This is a genomic window from Mucilaginibacter phenanthrenivorans, from assembly GCF_024721155.1.
GTDB classification, from domain to species: Bacteria; Bacteroidota; Bacteroidia; order Sphingobacteriales; family Sphingobacteriaceae; genus Mucilaginibacter; species Mucilaginibacter phenanthrenivorans.
Genome location: NZ_JAHVAP010000005.1, coordinates 317,255 through 330,939, shown reverse-complemented (window position 1 = coordinate 330,939; position 13,685 = coordinate 317,255). Strand labels below are relative to the sequence as shown.

9 protein-coding genes are annotated in these 13,685 nt (G+C 41.2%); 4 read left to right on the top strand and 5 right to left on the bottom strand.

Features of this window, described 5'->3' with window-relative positions; translation table 11 throughout:
* Positions 1-123 precede the first annotated feature (123 nt).
* Complete coding sequence (hemW, locus tag KXD93_RS13615; RefSeq protein ID WP_258137677.1) at positions 124-1,245, bottom strand: radical SAM family heme chaperone HemW; 1,122 nt, start codon at positions 1,243-1,245, stop codon at positions 124-126.
* 165 nt (positions 1,246-1,410) lie between these two features.
* Between hemW and KXD93_RS13610 the strand changes: the two genes are divergently transcribed.
* From KXD93_RS13610 to KXD93_RS13595, 4 genes are all read left to right on the top strand, one after another.
* Positions 1,411-2,019 carry an RNA polymerase sigma factor gene (locus tag KXD93_RS13610; RefSeq protein WP_258137676.1) on the top strand — a complete coding sequence of 203 codons (609 nt, stop codon included), beginning with the start codon at positions 1,411-1,413 and terminating at the stop codon, positions 2,017-2,019.
* 46 nt (positions 2,020-2,065) lie between these two features.
* Positions 2,066-3,010 (top strand): FecR family protein, encoded by a 945-nt coding sequence (locus KXD93_RS13605; RefSeq protein WP_258137675.1) that lies wholly within the window; start codon positions 2,066-2,068, stop codon positions 3,008-3,010.
* 110 nt (positions 3,011-3,120) lie between these two features.
* Positions 3,121-6,477: a SusC/RagA family TonB-linked outer membrane protein gene (locus tag KXD93_RS13600; protein WP_258137674.1), complete on the top strand. Its 3,357-nt coding sequence runs from the start codon at positions 3,121-3,123 to the stop codon at positions 6,475-6,477.
* A 33-nt stretch (positions 6,478-6,510) separates the two neighbouring features.
* Positions 6,511-8,025 carry a RagB/SusD family nutrient uptake outer membrane protein gene (locus KXD93_RS13595; RefSeq protein ID WP_258137673.1) on the top strand — a complete coding sequence of 505 codons (1,515 nt, stop codon included), beginning with the start codon at positions 6,511-6,513 and terminating at the stop codon, positions 8,023-8,025.
* A gap of 294 nt (positions 8,026-8,319) precedes the next feature.
* On the opposite strand, the gene KXD93_RS13590 is transcribed toward KXD93_RS13595, so the two are convergent.
* From KXD93_RS13590 to KXD93_RS13575, 4 genes are all read right to left on the bottom strand, one after another.
* Positions 8,320-10,263, bottom strand: coding sequence for an outer membrane beta-barrel protein (locus tag KXD93_RS13590; RefSeq protein WP_258137670.1), 1,944 nt, complete (start codon positions 10,261-10,263; stop codon positions 8,320-8,322).
* Between the two features lie 84 nt (positions 10,264-10,347).
* Positions 10,348-12,228, bottom strand: coding sequence for an ice-binding family protein (locus tag KXD93_RS13585; protein ID WP_258137668.1), 1,881 nt, complete (start codon positions 12,226-12,228; stop codon positions 10,348-10,350).
* A 124-nt stretch (positions 12,229-12,352) separates the two neighbouring features.
* Entirely contained in the window at positions 12,353-12,871 is a 519-nt protein-coding gene (locus KXD93_RS13580) for a helix-turn-helix domain-containing protein (RefSeq protein WP_258137667.1), read from the bottom strand.
* A 420-nt stretch (positions 12,872-13,291) separates the two neighbouring features.
* Positions 13,292-13,675: a YrdB family protein gene (locus tag KXD93_RS13575; RefSeq protein WP_258137666.1), complete on the bottom strand. Its 384-nt coding sequence runs from the start codon at positions 13,673-13,675 to the stop codon at positions 13,292-13,294.
* Positions 13,676-13,685: the final 10 nt, after the last annotated feature.

Here is a 13,685-nt window from a genome sequence, read left to right as displayed (position 1 = left end):
TAATTCGTATAGCTTTAGGGTGTAAGTAGTTTTAAACCGATAAGGAATATAATACGTAGATGTCGCCCGCGCTTTGGGAGAATTTACAACAGGCAGTAAGTAATTGGCAGAATAGTTGGATTACTAAAAAAATAACTCAGAGGCAATATGATCGGCATAAAGCTTACCCATCGCGGTGAGGGTAATAATATCTTCCCTTCTCTCAATCCACCCCTTTTCAAAAAAAGGTTCGGCAGCTTTAATCAATGGGCTATCGGCACCAGCAGCAATAATGTTGATTTTTTTTAGATCGAGGCCCCACATTGTACGCAGGGATGTCATGGTATATTCGTTCAATCGGTCAGTTTCAGTAAGCAGTTCGGTTTCAGCGGGGATCTCAGCCTTTTCAAGCGACTGGATATATTTTGCATTATTGGGCACGTTCCACTGTCTTGTTTCGCCGTTAAATGAATGGGCCGACGGGCCAATGCCAAGATATTTCACACCTTTCCAGTAATTTGAATTATGGCGTGAATAATGGCCAGGCTTGCAAAAGTTGGAGATCTCATAATGCTCAAATCCGTGCGATTGCATGGCATCCATCAATAAAACAAATTGTTCGGCGCTTTGCTGGTCGTCCATTGGTGCCTGTTTTTTCTTTTTGATGAACGACGCAAGGGCCGTTTGCGGTTCAACCGTCATGGAGTAGGAGGATATATGGGGAATATCCAGCTCAAATACTTTATCTAAATTGTATTTCCATTTGGTATCATTAAGTAACGGATAGCCGTAGATTAGGTCGACAGTAATATTTTCAAAGCCCAGGTCCTGTGCCCGTTTTACCGATGCTTCGGCTTCGGCAGCCCTGTGTACCCGGTTCATCCACATCAGGTCCTCATCAAAAAACGACTGAATCCCTATGCTGAACCGGTTGATATCCGTTTGTCGCAGTGCCTGTAGTTTGGCTTTATCAAGGTCGTCCGGGTTAGCTTCAATGGTAATTTCGGCATTGGCAGTTACGGTATGCTGTTTGGTTATGGTACCGATAAGCAGGTTAAGCTCATCTGCGCTTAATATGGACGGTGTGCCACCTCCAAAATAAATGGTTTCAATGGTTTCGCCTGCTAAATAAGTTTTTTGCAGTCCGATCTCCTTTATCAGCGCCTGTAAAAGATCGTCCTTATATTTTAAGGAGGTGCTGAAGTGAAAATCGCAATAATGACACGCCTGTTTACAGAAGGGAATATGGATATAGATACCGGCCATCGGGGCAAAGGTAGCTATATTAGCCTCATTCTGTTGTCTTAAAGCAGACTACAAACTATATTCGACTATGCAAAGTGTTAATTTACAATAATTTTGAAAGTGATAATATATATTTAAATTTAGTTTAATATAGTAACTTTTACTTTGTCCCGGTAAATTAGTGTTATGAAACAATATTCGGACGTTCAGTTAATGCTCGAATTGCAAAGTGGAAATCATTGTGCATTCAAAGAAATATACGAACGTTATGCCGATAAACTAATAGCAATTGCGCTAAAAAAAACAGCGGACGAAGATGAGGCCATGGATATGGTCCAGGAATTATTCCTGTCGTTATGGAAGAACCGTAGCACCATACAGCTTAACGGGTCTCTTGCCGCATATCTTATTGTTTCTGTAAACTATATGGTATTCAGGTGGTATAAGAAACAAAAATCACAACCTGTACCGCTAGATAATATTACGGAAGAAAAAGAAAGTTACGAAGACAGTACCGCTCAAAAAATAAGCATTTCTGAATTAAGCAGGTTAATAAGTGCTGAAGTAAATAACATGCCTGAAAAGATGCGCCAGGTTTATTTATGCAGCCGGGAGCAGGATATGAACGGCCAGCAAATAGCAACGGAATTAGGGATCTCACATCAAACGGTTCGTAATCAGATCAGCGGAGCCTTAGCCCGGCTAAAAAAATCTGTTCATCAATATTATAATGTTGTTCCTTTCGATAATTTCAAAGAATTTTTACTGCTGATATTTTTTTTTCATTTCTTATAGTACAACCGCCGCCAACCTGTCACTTATTAGGTATATAGCCAAATAAGTGAACGAACAGGAAATTAAAAAACTTCTAAAAAAATTCCATTCAGGTAAATGCACTCCTGAAGAATTAGCCTTGCTGAAGGCTATGATGCATGAATTTGACTCCGAAACGGATTCTAAACCGTTAAAAGAGGGGTTGAAGCAAGCGCTCTGGGAACGAATAGAAATGCAGACCGTGGCTCCCGCTAAGGTTAGACAACTGAATATGATATGGCTGAAAGTTGCAGCAGCCCTGGTGCTGGCAATTTTAGGCGGCATTTTATATTCAGGGAAATTCTTCAATCATAATGCCGGCGATAGAATGGTTTACCAAACGGTTACAGCGCCAAAAGGCCAAATGACCCAGGTAACATTGCCGGATAATACAGTGGTGCAACTGAATGCCGGCACTACAATTAAATTCCCTGTTAAATTCAGCGACAAAAAACGCGAAGTGTTTTTATTGGATGGAGAAGCATTTTTTGAGGTAGAACACGATGCCTTAAAACCATTTTTAGTACATACGGCCAAAGTTACCACACAGGTATTAGGCACATCATTCAATATAAAATTTTATAACGAACTATCTGATATCCGGCTTTTTGTTAAAACCGGTAAGGTTGAAGTGCACGATCAAACGCATACGTTTGGTATGTATACCCCCAGGCAACTGTTAATTTATAATAAACAAAGCCAAAGTTTTATAAAACAGCAAATTGCTGATGACCATTCGATCAGCTGGATGAGTGATGAACTTATTTTAGATAATGTTTCATTTAAAGAGGTGGCCGTTTATCTCCAAAACAGGTACAATATTAATTTCAGATACCTGGGTACAAAACCCAACAGGCAGCATTACTCGGTTAGACTTCCAAATAAACTTACAATTAAACAGGTGGTGGATATACTACAGGTTATTGATGGCAGATCATATAAACTGCAGGGTAACACAGTAAATATTAAATAAATATAAAGAGAAAACCAATGCCTGCTGTCAACAAGCATTGGCTAATTACGGGTAACTGCCAAAACTAAAACAAGCGGGCAGCTACTAATCACTATTAAAAAAACAAATATATGGAAAAACCTTTAACTCAGATTTTGAGAAAGTTAATGAGTGTAGTTTTATTGCTCTTAACTGTTTTAACAGCATCAATGCCGCGGAGGGCTTTGGCAGAACAAAAAAATTCAATAACCGACCAGCCGGTAACGGTAAAGTTTGCCAATGAAACTCTTGATGCCTCACTTGAAAAATTAAAAAAAGCAGTGAATAACGTCTCCTTTAATTACAAGCTAGAGGATGTGGCGCAGGTAAAAGTAAAAGAAAGTCAATTTATCAATAAATCTTTAAAGTATGTACTTGATGCTTTAACCAGCCACACTGCTGTAGAATACAGGGAAAAGTACGGCACTATCATTATTTCCCGTAAAAAAGTTTTACCGGTAGTAAGCAAGATAGTTATAACGGGTACGGTAACAGACAAAGACGGCCCCCTGCCCGGTGTGGTTGTTCGCAGTAAAGCTTCAAATGCTGCAGTTTCTACCGATATAAACGGGAATTTTAAAATAACAATAGAAGAAGGGGATACTTTGATATTTGCCTTTATTGGATATAAGACACAAACAATAGTTGCGGATCATTCGCCCCTTAATGTAACCCTGGCAAGTGATATGACCGGATTATCAACGGTAGTAGTTGTAGGTTATGGCACTCAAAAAAGGGCGGACATTACAGGTTCGGTTGGGTCTTTAAAAGTTTCAGATGTTAAAGACCGTTCTGTTGGTTCGGTTACTGAAATGCTGCAGGGCCAGGTGGCAGGTGTAACTGTATTAAATGAAGGCGGCGATCCTACTGCCCTGCCCAGCATCAGGGTGCGCGGACAAAGCTCATTTAATAGCGAGGGGCCATTAACAGTGGTGGATGGAACAATTTACAACGGCGGCCCTATAAACCCCAGCGACATTGAATCTATCGAAGTATTAAAAGATTCGTATGCGGCTATTTATGGCGCGAAGGCTGCTGGTGGCGTAATATTAATAACTACCAAGCGTGGTAAACAGGGAAAAACAAATGTTGATATCACCGCAAAGGCTGGCTTCCAAAATGCCGAAAAGATTTTGCAGGCATTAAATGCGGCACAATATGCGGATGCTATTAATCAAGCCTATGATAACGCCGGCTTACCCCGGCTGGATGCGTTTAACGCACAGGTAAACCCCGATTCGCGCATCACCAGGACTAATTGGCCCAATGCACTTTTCAGAACAGGTCATGTACAGGATTATAACCTGAATTTAAGTGGCGGCAGCGAGAAATCTAACTTTTATGTTTCAGGTGGTTACCGAAGAAACGATGCTATTTTGCTGAATACACATTCAGAAAGGTATAATTTCAGGTTTAACTCTGATCATAAAATTAAAGACTGGCTTAAGATAGGGGAGAGCGCCTCATTTTCATATAATAACGGACAAGGCGCCAATACTACAAGTGATTACACAGGTGCAATACTAACCGCTATATTTTATCCGCCTAATGCGTCTATATATAATGCTGATGGAAGTTTTGGCGGTGTACCGGCACAATATGCAGGCTCATATGGTGATGTGATTAACCCGGTAGCTTATCTTAAACGATTGGATAATAGTGATGCTGTAACCAGCCTTAATATAAATCCATACGTTGAAATTAAATTTTTAAAGGATTTTAAATTCAGATCAAACCTTGGGGTGAATAAAAACCTGGAAACAATTAAAAATTTTGATACCAGGATTTTAGAGCCGGGCAAAAAGTTTTTTGATAATTCACTGTTCCAGGAAGATAATAATTTTATTACTGTTTTGGCAGAGCAAACGCTTACGTACGACAAAACGATTGGCAATAACCACCATATAACAGCATTGGCGGGTTATACCTACCAGGACGATACACAGGAGTTTTTTAGTGTTAATACCGATAATTATTTAAATGAAGATCCCTCGTCCCGGTATATTATAAACGGAACCCTTGCACCAACAGGTATCCCCTTACAAGGACAAAAAAATGAAAATGCCACTATCTCCTATATCGGCAGGGTTGGTTATGAATATAAGGAGAGATACCTTATTAATGGCATTATACGCCGGGATGCAACATCTCAGTTAAGCAGTAAATACCGGTCAGAAAACTATCCGGGAGTATCTGCCGGATGGATCATTAGTAAAGAGCCTTTTTTTCCTAGAGAAAGTATAATCTCATTTGCCAAGTTAAGGGCAAGTTATGGCCAATCAGGCAACCTGCCCGGTTTGCCAAATTTTCCTACCTCTGTTTCCTTAACTAAAACTTCGGGTTATTTGGGTAGCCCTGCAGCCATTATTACAGGGGCGGCAGTCGGGGGGATTTCAAACCCCAATTTACGTTGGGAAAAGACAGCACAAACAAATATTGGCTTAGATTTAGGCTTTCTGAATGGGCAATTAGATCTTACCGTTGATGCCTTCGTAAAAAAGAACACCCAGTTTTTGTTTCAACCGCCTGTAGCCGCTGTTTACGGGGTGTCAAATGGACCATTTGTAAATGGGGGCGAGATCCAAAATAAAGGGATTGAATTAGCGGTTAAATATCAGGGCAGCACAGGGAATTTGCATTATAACCTTTCACTCAATGGGTCGTACATTAAAAATAAGATAAATGATATTTTACCCGGGCAGGAAACTATATTGGGCAACCCAACAGTAAGGGACAATCTGGTGCCTGTGCAACTGGTACAGGGATACCCGCTTTATTCCTTTTTCGGATACCGCACGGCGGGGTTATTCCAGTCGCAGGCCGAGGTAAATGCTTACAAGGCACCTGACGGCACGCTGATCCAACCAAATGCAAAGCCGGGAGATATAAAATTTGTTGATGTTAATGGTGACGGAAAGCTCAATACAAGCGATAAAGTTTATTTGGGTACTCCCTTTCCCAAATTTAATTACGGATTTACAGCTAACCTTAACTACGCCTCGTTTGACCTCAGTGTATTTTTACAGGGGGTAGCAGGTAACAAACTATTTAATGGCGTTAAATACACTGGTTTAAACGCATCAATACAAAACTACAACCTGTTAGCGGCAGCTAAAAATGCCTGGACACCTACCAACACCAATACCAATATCCCAAGATTATCAGCCAGCGACCCTAATGGTAATTTTAGTAATGTTTCGGATTTTTATGTTGAAAGCGGCGCCTATATGCGGATTAAAAACGCAACACTCGGTTATACTGTAAACAAGAATTTTTGCGATAAAGTGGGAGTCCGCAGTTTAAGGTTATATGTTGATGCGCAAAATCTGGTAACATTCACCAAATACACAGGCCTTGACCCCGAAATAGGTATTGGCCAGAACGGAGTTGATCTGGGGCTTTACCCACCGTCAAGAATAGTTTTATTAGGTGTTAATGTTGGATTATAATTTACCAAGTAAAGGATTTTAAAATAAAGAGTCATGAAATTTAAGAATATATATACTTGCACCATTTTAAGCATTATAATTTTAATAGCTGTGCAAGGTTGCAAAAAGGGCACCCTGGATAACATTAAGCCAACAGGTACGCCAACTACGGCCAACTTTTGGAAAACAGCCGATGATGCCCAGCAAGCTGCTAATGGCTTGTATGAATTGCAGAGTAACAGTGAAGATATGTACGGGCGTGGTTTCTTTTGGTTTATTAATGCAAGTGATGACATGGTTGTGGGCCGTACATCGTCTGACAGGGAAAATATAAAAAACTTTGTTTGTACCGGAAATGAAGGCAGTACTTACGCGCCATGGTCTTTACATTTTGTGGTAATGAAAAGGGCTAATGATATTATTAATAATGTCCCGGCTATAAATATGGATCAGGCAACTAAAAACTTTATCCTTGGGCAGGCATATTTTATTCATGCCACTATGCACCTGGAAATTGCCGATCTGTATGGAACCAACGCGCAAGGTGCACCTTTACAAAACAGGGCTAATCCGATTGCGTTTCCTGCGCAACCTGCATCTGTAAAGGATAATTATGCTTATATCGTGTCTGATCTTAAAAAGGCAGCCTCACTTTTACCATATTTTGACAAGCTTGCCCCTGCCGATTATGGGAGGGCACATAAAACTGCAGCATGGGCTTACCTGGCGAAGGCATATCTGCACGCTAAAGATTACGCTAATGCAGAAAAGTATGCCGATTCAGTAATTTTAAGTGGTAAACATCAATTGTTAGCAAACTATGCAGATGTATTTAAAATTGCCAATAACTATAGTACAGAATATATTTGGTCTGTAGCCAGCAGTTCAAACGGACAAAGCATATTGCCCGGTGCGATGCTGGAGAATAAGGGATGGGGCCTGTACAATGGTTTTGGTTATTTTCAGCCAACTAAGGAGCTTGTTGACGAATTTGAAGCAAGCGACAAAAGGCTGCAGACAACCATTCTTAAACAAGGCGATACCTTCCAATATTTCGGACAAACTTATACTTATCCCATCGGCGGGAAGAGTAACAGCTTAACCGGCTACCAGTTTAATAAATATATGGAGCCTTTCAGCTATGCCGGTGGTATTCATGTAAGCCCTAATGGCGATGAACCATCAACCGATTTAAATGTACCCTTATTGCGCTATGCCGAGGTAATATTATTCAAGGCTGAAGCTGAAATTATGCAGGGTAAAAGTGGTGATGCCGAGATCAATTTAATCCGCCAGAGAGCAGGTTTAGCCCCCAAATCAGGTGCAAACATGGCAGATTTAAAGCATGAACGCCGTTGTGAGTTGGCAGGTGAATGGAGCGACAGGAACTTTGACCTGGTTCGCTGGGGCGATGCGCAGACCATTTATGCCAAGCCATTACACGGGGCCAATGGTTCTGTTGTTTGGCCCGCCCGTAATTTTGTTCCGGCAAGAGACAACGTTTGGCCTATCCCACCAAAAGATATCCAGATAAGCCAGGGCCAACTTAAACAAAATGCTGGTTGGTAATTGAAATGAGAACCATTGTTGTACCACTATAAATATAAGGTACGCATAGTGTTAAACACGCAAATTAAGGGTATACAGATACATGGGCCTGGTAAAATCTTCCTGCTTTTTTTACCTAAATCGGAGATGTTTTCGGATAAGAAAAATTTATTGGTTGATAAATTAATAACCTATTGAATTTAACCGGTGGTAAAAAGGAAATTCACCCAACCTGTTAGTAGTAACTAACCTTATTTCAATAATAAAGGCGGGAAATTTCCCGCCTTTATTATATAGTTAAATAATACCTGCTTTCTATTTATTCGGGATAATGTCTATTATAACTGTTCTGTTATAAAAACGATCCTCGGGCAAATTGTTTTCAAAAGGTGAATGGGCAGGATCGGCGCCAAAGCCGGAAGTTTCAAATTTCACATGGTCCCTGCCTGAATTGGCTATGGCATGTTCAATGATCTTTTGGGTTTCCTTGGCCCTGTTGTCCGACAATTTTTGATTGTGTTCTTTTTCTCCGATAATATCCGTGTGCCCATGTATGCTAACAGTTGCCCCATCAACAATTAAGGGTGATACAATACCGGTTAAAAACTTATCATACTCAGCCATCGATTTCGCTTTATCAAAATCAAATACGATACTATAACGGAAGCCTTTTTGAACTTCATCATCCTGATGGGCCAAATGAATTGTACTTTCTTTTTTGATAACCGATCCGCTATTTGTCTCCGCGGTCATTACAACCTTATAGTCACCACCAGGGTTATCACCCAGGATGGAGGCTTGTGGTACATTTTGCTGGTCTCCGGAGAATGGTCCGTAATGCTGGGTTATTCCTTTTGAATCCGTGACGTCAATGGCCCACGATTTAAGTAATTCTTTGGCCGAGTCGACTTTAAAAACAACTTGATTATCAAGTGGGTTAACCTGGGTAGATGTAATTTGAGCCGGTTTCATCATCACTCCGCCTACTTCAGCTAATAATTCGGGTGAAGCGCTTTCAATGTCAACCCTGCGGTCTTCTGCACGCAGCAGGACAAGCTCTTTTGTTCCCCCGGGTTGCTCTGAGGACGGATGTGCTTTGAAGCTGCCGCGGGTCGTAATCCTTGAACTGCTGATTCCAAATACATCTACTAAATATTGTTTTATTGATTCTGCAAACGCTTTGGCATCTTTTGGTCCTTTGCCTGAAGCTCCGTCAAGGGAAATGGTAGTTTCGGGATTTGCCCGCATTCGATCACCTAAAATATTCAGTACATTATGATAAACGTTTAATTGCCCGGCAGAACGGTCCGTCATGCTCTCTAATTGTTCGTGCTGTAACTGTCCTTCCCTAAAACCGGTTGCCTGTTCTTTTGTAAGTATAACATACCTGGTTGGAATTTCTGTTGATCCGTCATCAAAAAATACCACATCAAGCAGTGGTAGTGTTTCGCTTACTTCGTGTTTTACCAATACATTTCCGGGGCCCTGAACAGAAAAAATAAAATCATGAACCACAACAGGAATAATTGCAGCCGGCGGAGGTATTGTCGCAACTTTATGCCCTTTGCCGAATTTGAGGGCTATACCTGCACGCACCGTTGTAACAGACCAGCTTTCAATATTACGCGGTTCCTGTCCAAAATATGGATGATAGGAAACAAACGGAGAAATACTGATCATTGTAGTGTTTGCAGCCGGTGAAACTATAATATCATATCCTACACCAACCTGGCCCGAAACCAGGGTTTTGTGCATGGCGCTCAGTTCGGCATCGGTATTGGGCTGTTTAAACTGGGTATATGCGAAATCCTTATTAATATTGAACGCGACCCTTGGCCCAGCGAAAAAGTATAAGCCTGTTGAAGGCACACTCAGGCGGATACTTGGCTCAACGGCAATATAACTCGTGCTGGTTTCTAAGGTAGCCGGGCAATTACATGGGGCCACTACATCATTAAACTTTCCACCACGGCCATCATATGCTACATTCAGCATAGCCCCCCAGATTCCTGCGGGACGATATTCCGCCAAAATTGATGCATAAGGACGTACCCCATTGCCTTTATGGAAAGCGGTTGGGGCAATTAAAGAATTGTTTAGCCTTTGGGTTGTGCCATCATAAAAGTTGAAATTGGCAGCGCCGGATACACCAAACCACCAGGTCGGTAATGTAGTTTGAGCTTTAACCGCAGTTGCAGCCATGGTGATCATCAAACAGCAAGTAATTACTTTTTGAATTATTTTATAAGTTGATAACATAAGATATTTTTTAATTGTTTTGGTTGATAGATCTGTGTTACATCCCTCAAAGGAGATATAACACAGGTTTACACTATTTTTTGCTTATTGAGGAACATTAACGGTCGTATTTACCATAGTAACAGAAGCTACCAAAGAAATAGCCCTGCCATTTAATACCGTTTGTACCGCATTACCAGCCGTAGAAAAAGTAATGCCCGCAGAGGATATAATAGTTCCTGTCATGATTCCGCCACCTGCGCCGTTGATTACAGCTGAGCTTCCTACATACCAATAAACATTTTTAGCAAGTGCGCCATTTTTTAGAACCACATTCCTGGCTCCTGCTGGTCCGGCTGTGCCTACGGTAAGTCCGGCAGCTGTCTGAAAGATCCAAACCGCATTTGGATCGCCCTTGGCATCAAGTGTAAGGTCGCCATTCGTGATCTTAAATGTACCGCTTGCGGCCTTATATACCCCCGATGCTAAAGTTAAGCCGCCCAATTCGCCTGCGCCGGGATCAATTCCTCCTGGTTTTGAAGCTGGAGAAATACTGTTATAGGCGATGGTTGCATCAAGCAGCCCCTGTGATGCAACTGCAAAAGAAGTAGCTGTTCCGGGAGCTGGCGGAGCTGTATAGATCCTGCCGCTTACATCCCCTTTGTTAAGTGGTGTTTCTGTATAAATATCACCGGTTGTGCCATCATGAAATCCTGTTACCAGGGTTGACGCAGCTGTTGTGCCGATGCTGCCATTGTTGATCACCGTATTCAGACCCTGGTTGGTTACGCCTGCATTTCCGCCAAAAGCTCCGAATTTTGCAGCATTCCCCAAAACGGGTGGTATTATTACTACATTAAGTGTAAAGTTTGCCGTTACATGTTTATTGGCGTTCATGGTAACGGTTAATGGATTGTTTGTGCCTGTTGCATCACCACTCCATGATGTAAATGTATAACCAGGGTTAGCAGTTGCTGTTGCACTTGCTGACGAACCTGATGCATATGCCCCAGAACCTGTTGTTGAACCACCTGCTGCCGGGCTCGACGACAATACTAATGCAAACTGGGATGGAGGTATTGCCTTAAAGTTGGCCACTAGTTTACGGGCGCCAACCAAAATAAACTGGTAGCTTGAACTTGTTGAAACGATATTGCCGTTTTCTGTCCAGTTAATAAAGGTGTACCCGGTATTTGGATCGGCTGTTACTGTTACTTTTGAACCTGCATTATATGAACCTGATCCATTTGTTGTTCCGCCTGCTGTTGGGCTTGAATTTAATATTACCGCAAACTGCGAAGCAGGTATCACCTTAAAGTTGGCAACCAATGCCCTGTTGCCGGCCATAGTAAACTGGTAGCTTGAACTGGTTGAGACTATTACTCCGTTATCTGTCCAGTTGGTAAATGTATAACCCGTATTAGGTGTTGCTGTTACAGTAGCTACAGATGCCTGCGCAAATGTACCTGCGCCATCAGTTGTTCCGCCAATAACAGGGTTTGATGCCAGGGTTATTTGTGGAATGGTTGTAAAGGTCCAGGAATAATTACTAACCATCGCAGTATGTAAAGTATCGGTTACCGCAGATGTAATAGTACCCGTATAAATTACGAAAGGGAGCAGCGGTTGGGTTGGGGTAAAAGTAAAAACCGTGCCACTTGTTGCAGCTATTGTTCCTGTAATAACTGTAGCACCCTGTTTAATGATAAATGTTTTTTCATTAATGGTTGACGGGGACATACTGGTGTTAAAAGTTGCGGAGATCACCTTGTTTAAAACAATATCTACAGCTTTGTCAGCCGGATCGGTTGAAACCACAACAGGGCAAACGCCTTTGATCTCGCCCTTAAAGTCATCTTTTTTGCATCCGAACGCTAAAACAATGACAAGTAATACCAGCGACCATGTGGTTTTTAATGTTTTGGAATAGCCGTTGCTTTGACGCATAAAGGCGCTATCCATAGTCTGGGTAAAGTTTTTTTTCATGAATATATATTTGATAGGTAAATTGTAACTCCCTGGGTCCTATTGGGTCAGATTTCAGGATAGTACAAAACTATGGTGATGCGTAATTTATGTGTTACATAACTTTTTGAATATGTTATATAATTCACACATTTACCAGCCCGGTCTGGCTTTGAAATGTAAAATGCTTAAACTGCGAAGGAGTTACACCGGTAACTTTTTTAAATTGGGTAGATAAGTGTGCAACACTGCTGTAATGAAGTTTCCAGGAAATTTCAGTAAGGTTTAGCTCATCCTGCCATATCAATTGCTTTACCAACTGGATTTTATGCAGGATGATAAAATGCTCGATAGTGATACCCTGGATATCTGAAAATATATTAGCGAGGTAAGTATAATCGAGGTTTAGTTTGTCGCTGAGGTAGTCAGAAAAATTGGTTTTTAGTTGATTCTCTGAATGATGGATCATATCAATGATCACCTGTTTAATTCTTTCAACTAAAATGCTCTTTTTGTTATCTAACAGTTCTAATCCGTAGTTTAGCAAAGCAACTCCAACTTCTTGAATTTGTATTGGTGAAACAGTACCCGCTATTGTTACCCTTCCCTGCTCAATAGCTGTGCATTTTAGGCCGGCTTTTTCAAACTCAAGTTCAACAATCATTTTGCAACGACTGCTAACCATATTTTTTATAAAGAGGTTCATTATACCCCTCACTTACAAAGCCTATGCCTGTATTATTTTTTTAGCTTATAAGTGTAATTTAAATAAAATGTGGGTTCCGGGGTTTAATTTTATACTGCCTTCAAACAAGGGAGAGACATTTTTTCGGTAAAAAACGTTTTTTGAACGAGTTAAAAATGCCTTTATTAAATTCCCTGCAGGAATATTTTTAATAAATCATGGAGTATGATTTTATGCGATTTATGATTAGAATAAAGGATTACTTTAGTTTTTTGACGAATTTTCATATTGAGAAATAAATAAAAGATTTTTACTGATTTTTTCTCATGCCGATGAAATACCGCCCAGGGACTAAGGATTTGCGACTGGCCAAGCGGCAAGGCGGACATTTCACATTTTTTATTTTAAAAATCCCTCATAAGCTTTATTCCGAAGCATCGCCCAGGTACGATCATACGACACTATATAATGTAGCTTTACAACAATAGCCATCGCAAGGCTCAATTTGAAATAACCCAAACTAAACAGGGCCAAAACCGCAGCGCCGAATAATGCCCATTCCAGCAGAAGCCGTACTACGCCCGGCACCTCCACAGGGGCGGGCTTTGGGTCGTTTTGAATGCGGAAAACACCCCATAAGGTCGCGGCTATTGCAGGTAGACCAATAGCTGAGAGATATTGTAACCAGCCGGTTGTTGCATGCCATCCCCAATAGCCCAGTGCAATCAACATGGTTATTTCCAGCAGAAAACGTACGGCAAGATTTATCGGGTTGGTGTTCATAGTTGGGCTG

Bases quoted from the DNA above. Each gene is read 5' to 3' on its own strand.
- hemW (WP_258137677.1), bottom strand. From the start codon at position 1,245: ATGGCCGGTATCTATATCCATATTCCCTTCTGTAAACAGGCGTGTCAT.
- KXD93_RS13610 (WP_258137676.1), top strand. From the start codon at position 1,411: ATGAAACAATATTCGGACGTTCAGTTAATGCTCGAATTGCAAAGTGGA.
- KXD93_RS13600 (WP_258137674.1), top strand. From the start codon at position 3,121: ATGGAAAAACCTTTAACTCAGATTTTGAGAAAGTTAATGAGTGTAGTT.
- KXD93_RS13595 (WP_258137673.1), top strand. From the start codon at position 6,511: ATGAAATTTAAGAATATATATACTTGCACCATTTTAAGCATTATAATT.
- KXD93_RS13590 (WP_258137670.1), bottom strand. From the start codon at position 10,263: ATGTTATCAACTTATAAAATAATTCAAAAAGTAATTACTTGCTGTTTG.
- KXD93_RS13585 (WP_258137668.1), bottom strand. From the start codon at position 12,228: ATGAAAAAAAACTTTACCCAGACTATGGATAGCGCCTTTATGCGTCAA.
- KXD93_RS13580 (WP_258137667.1), bottom strand. From the start codon at position 12,871: ATGATTGTTGAACTTGAGTTTGAAAAAGCCGGCCTAAAATGCACAGCT.
- KXD93_RS13575 (WP_258137666.1), bottom strand. From the start codon at position 13,675: ATGAACACCAACCCGATAAATCTTGCCGTACGTTTTCTGCTGGAAATA.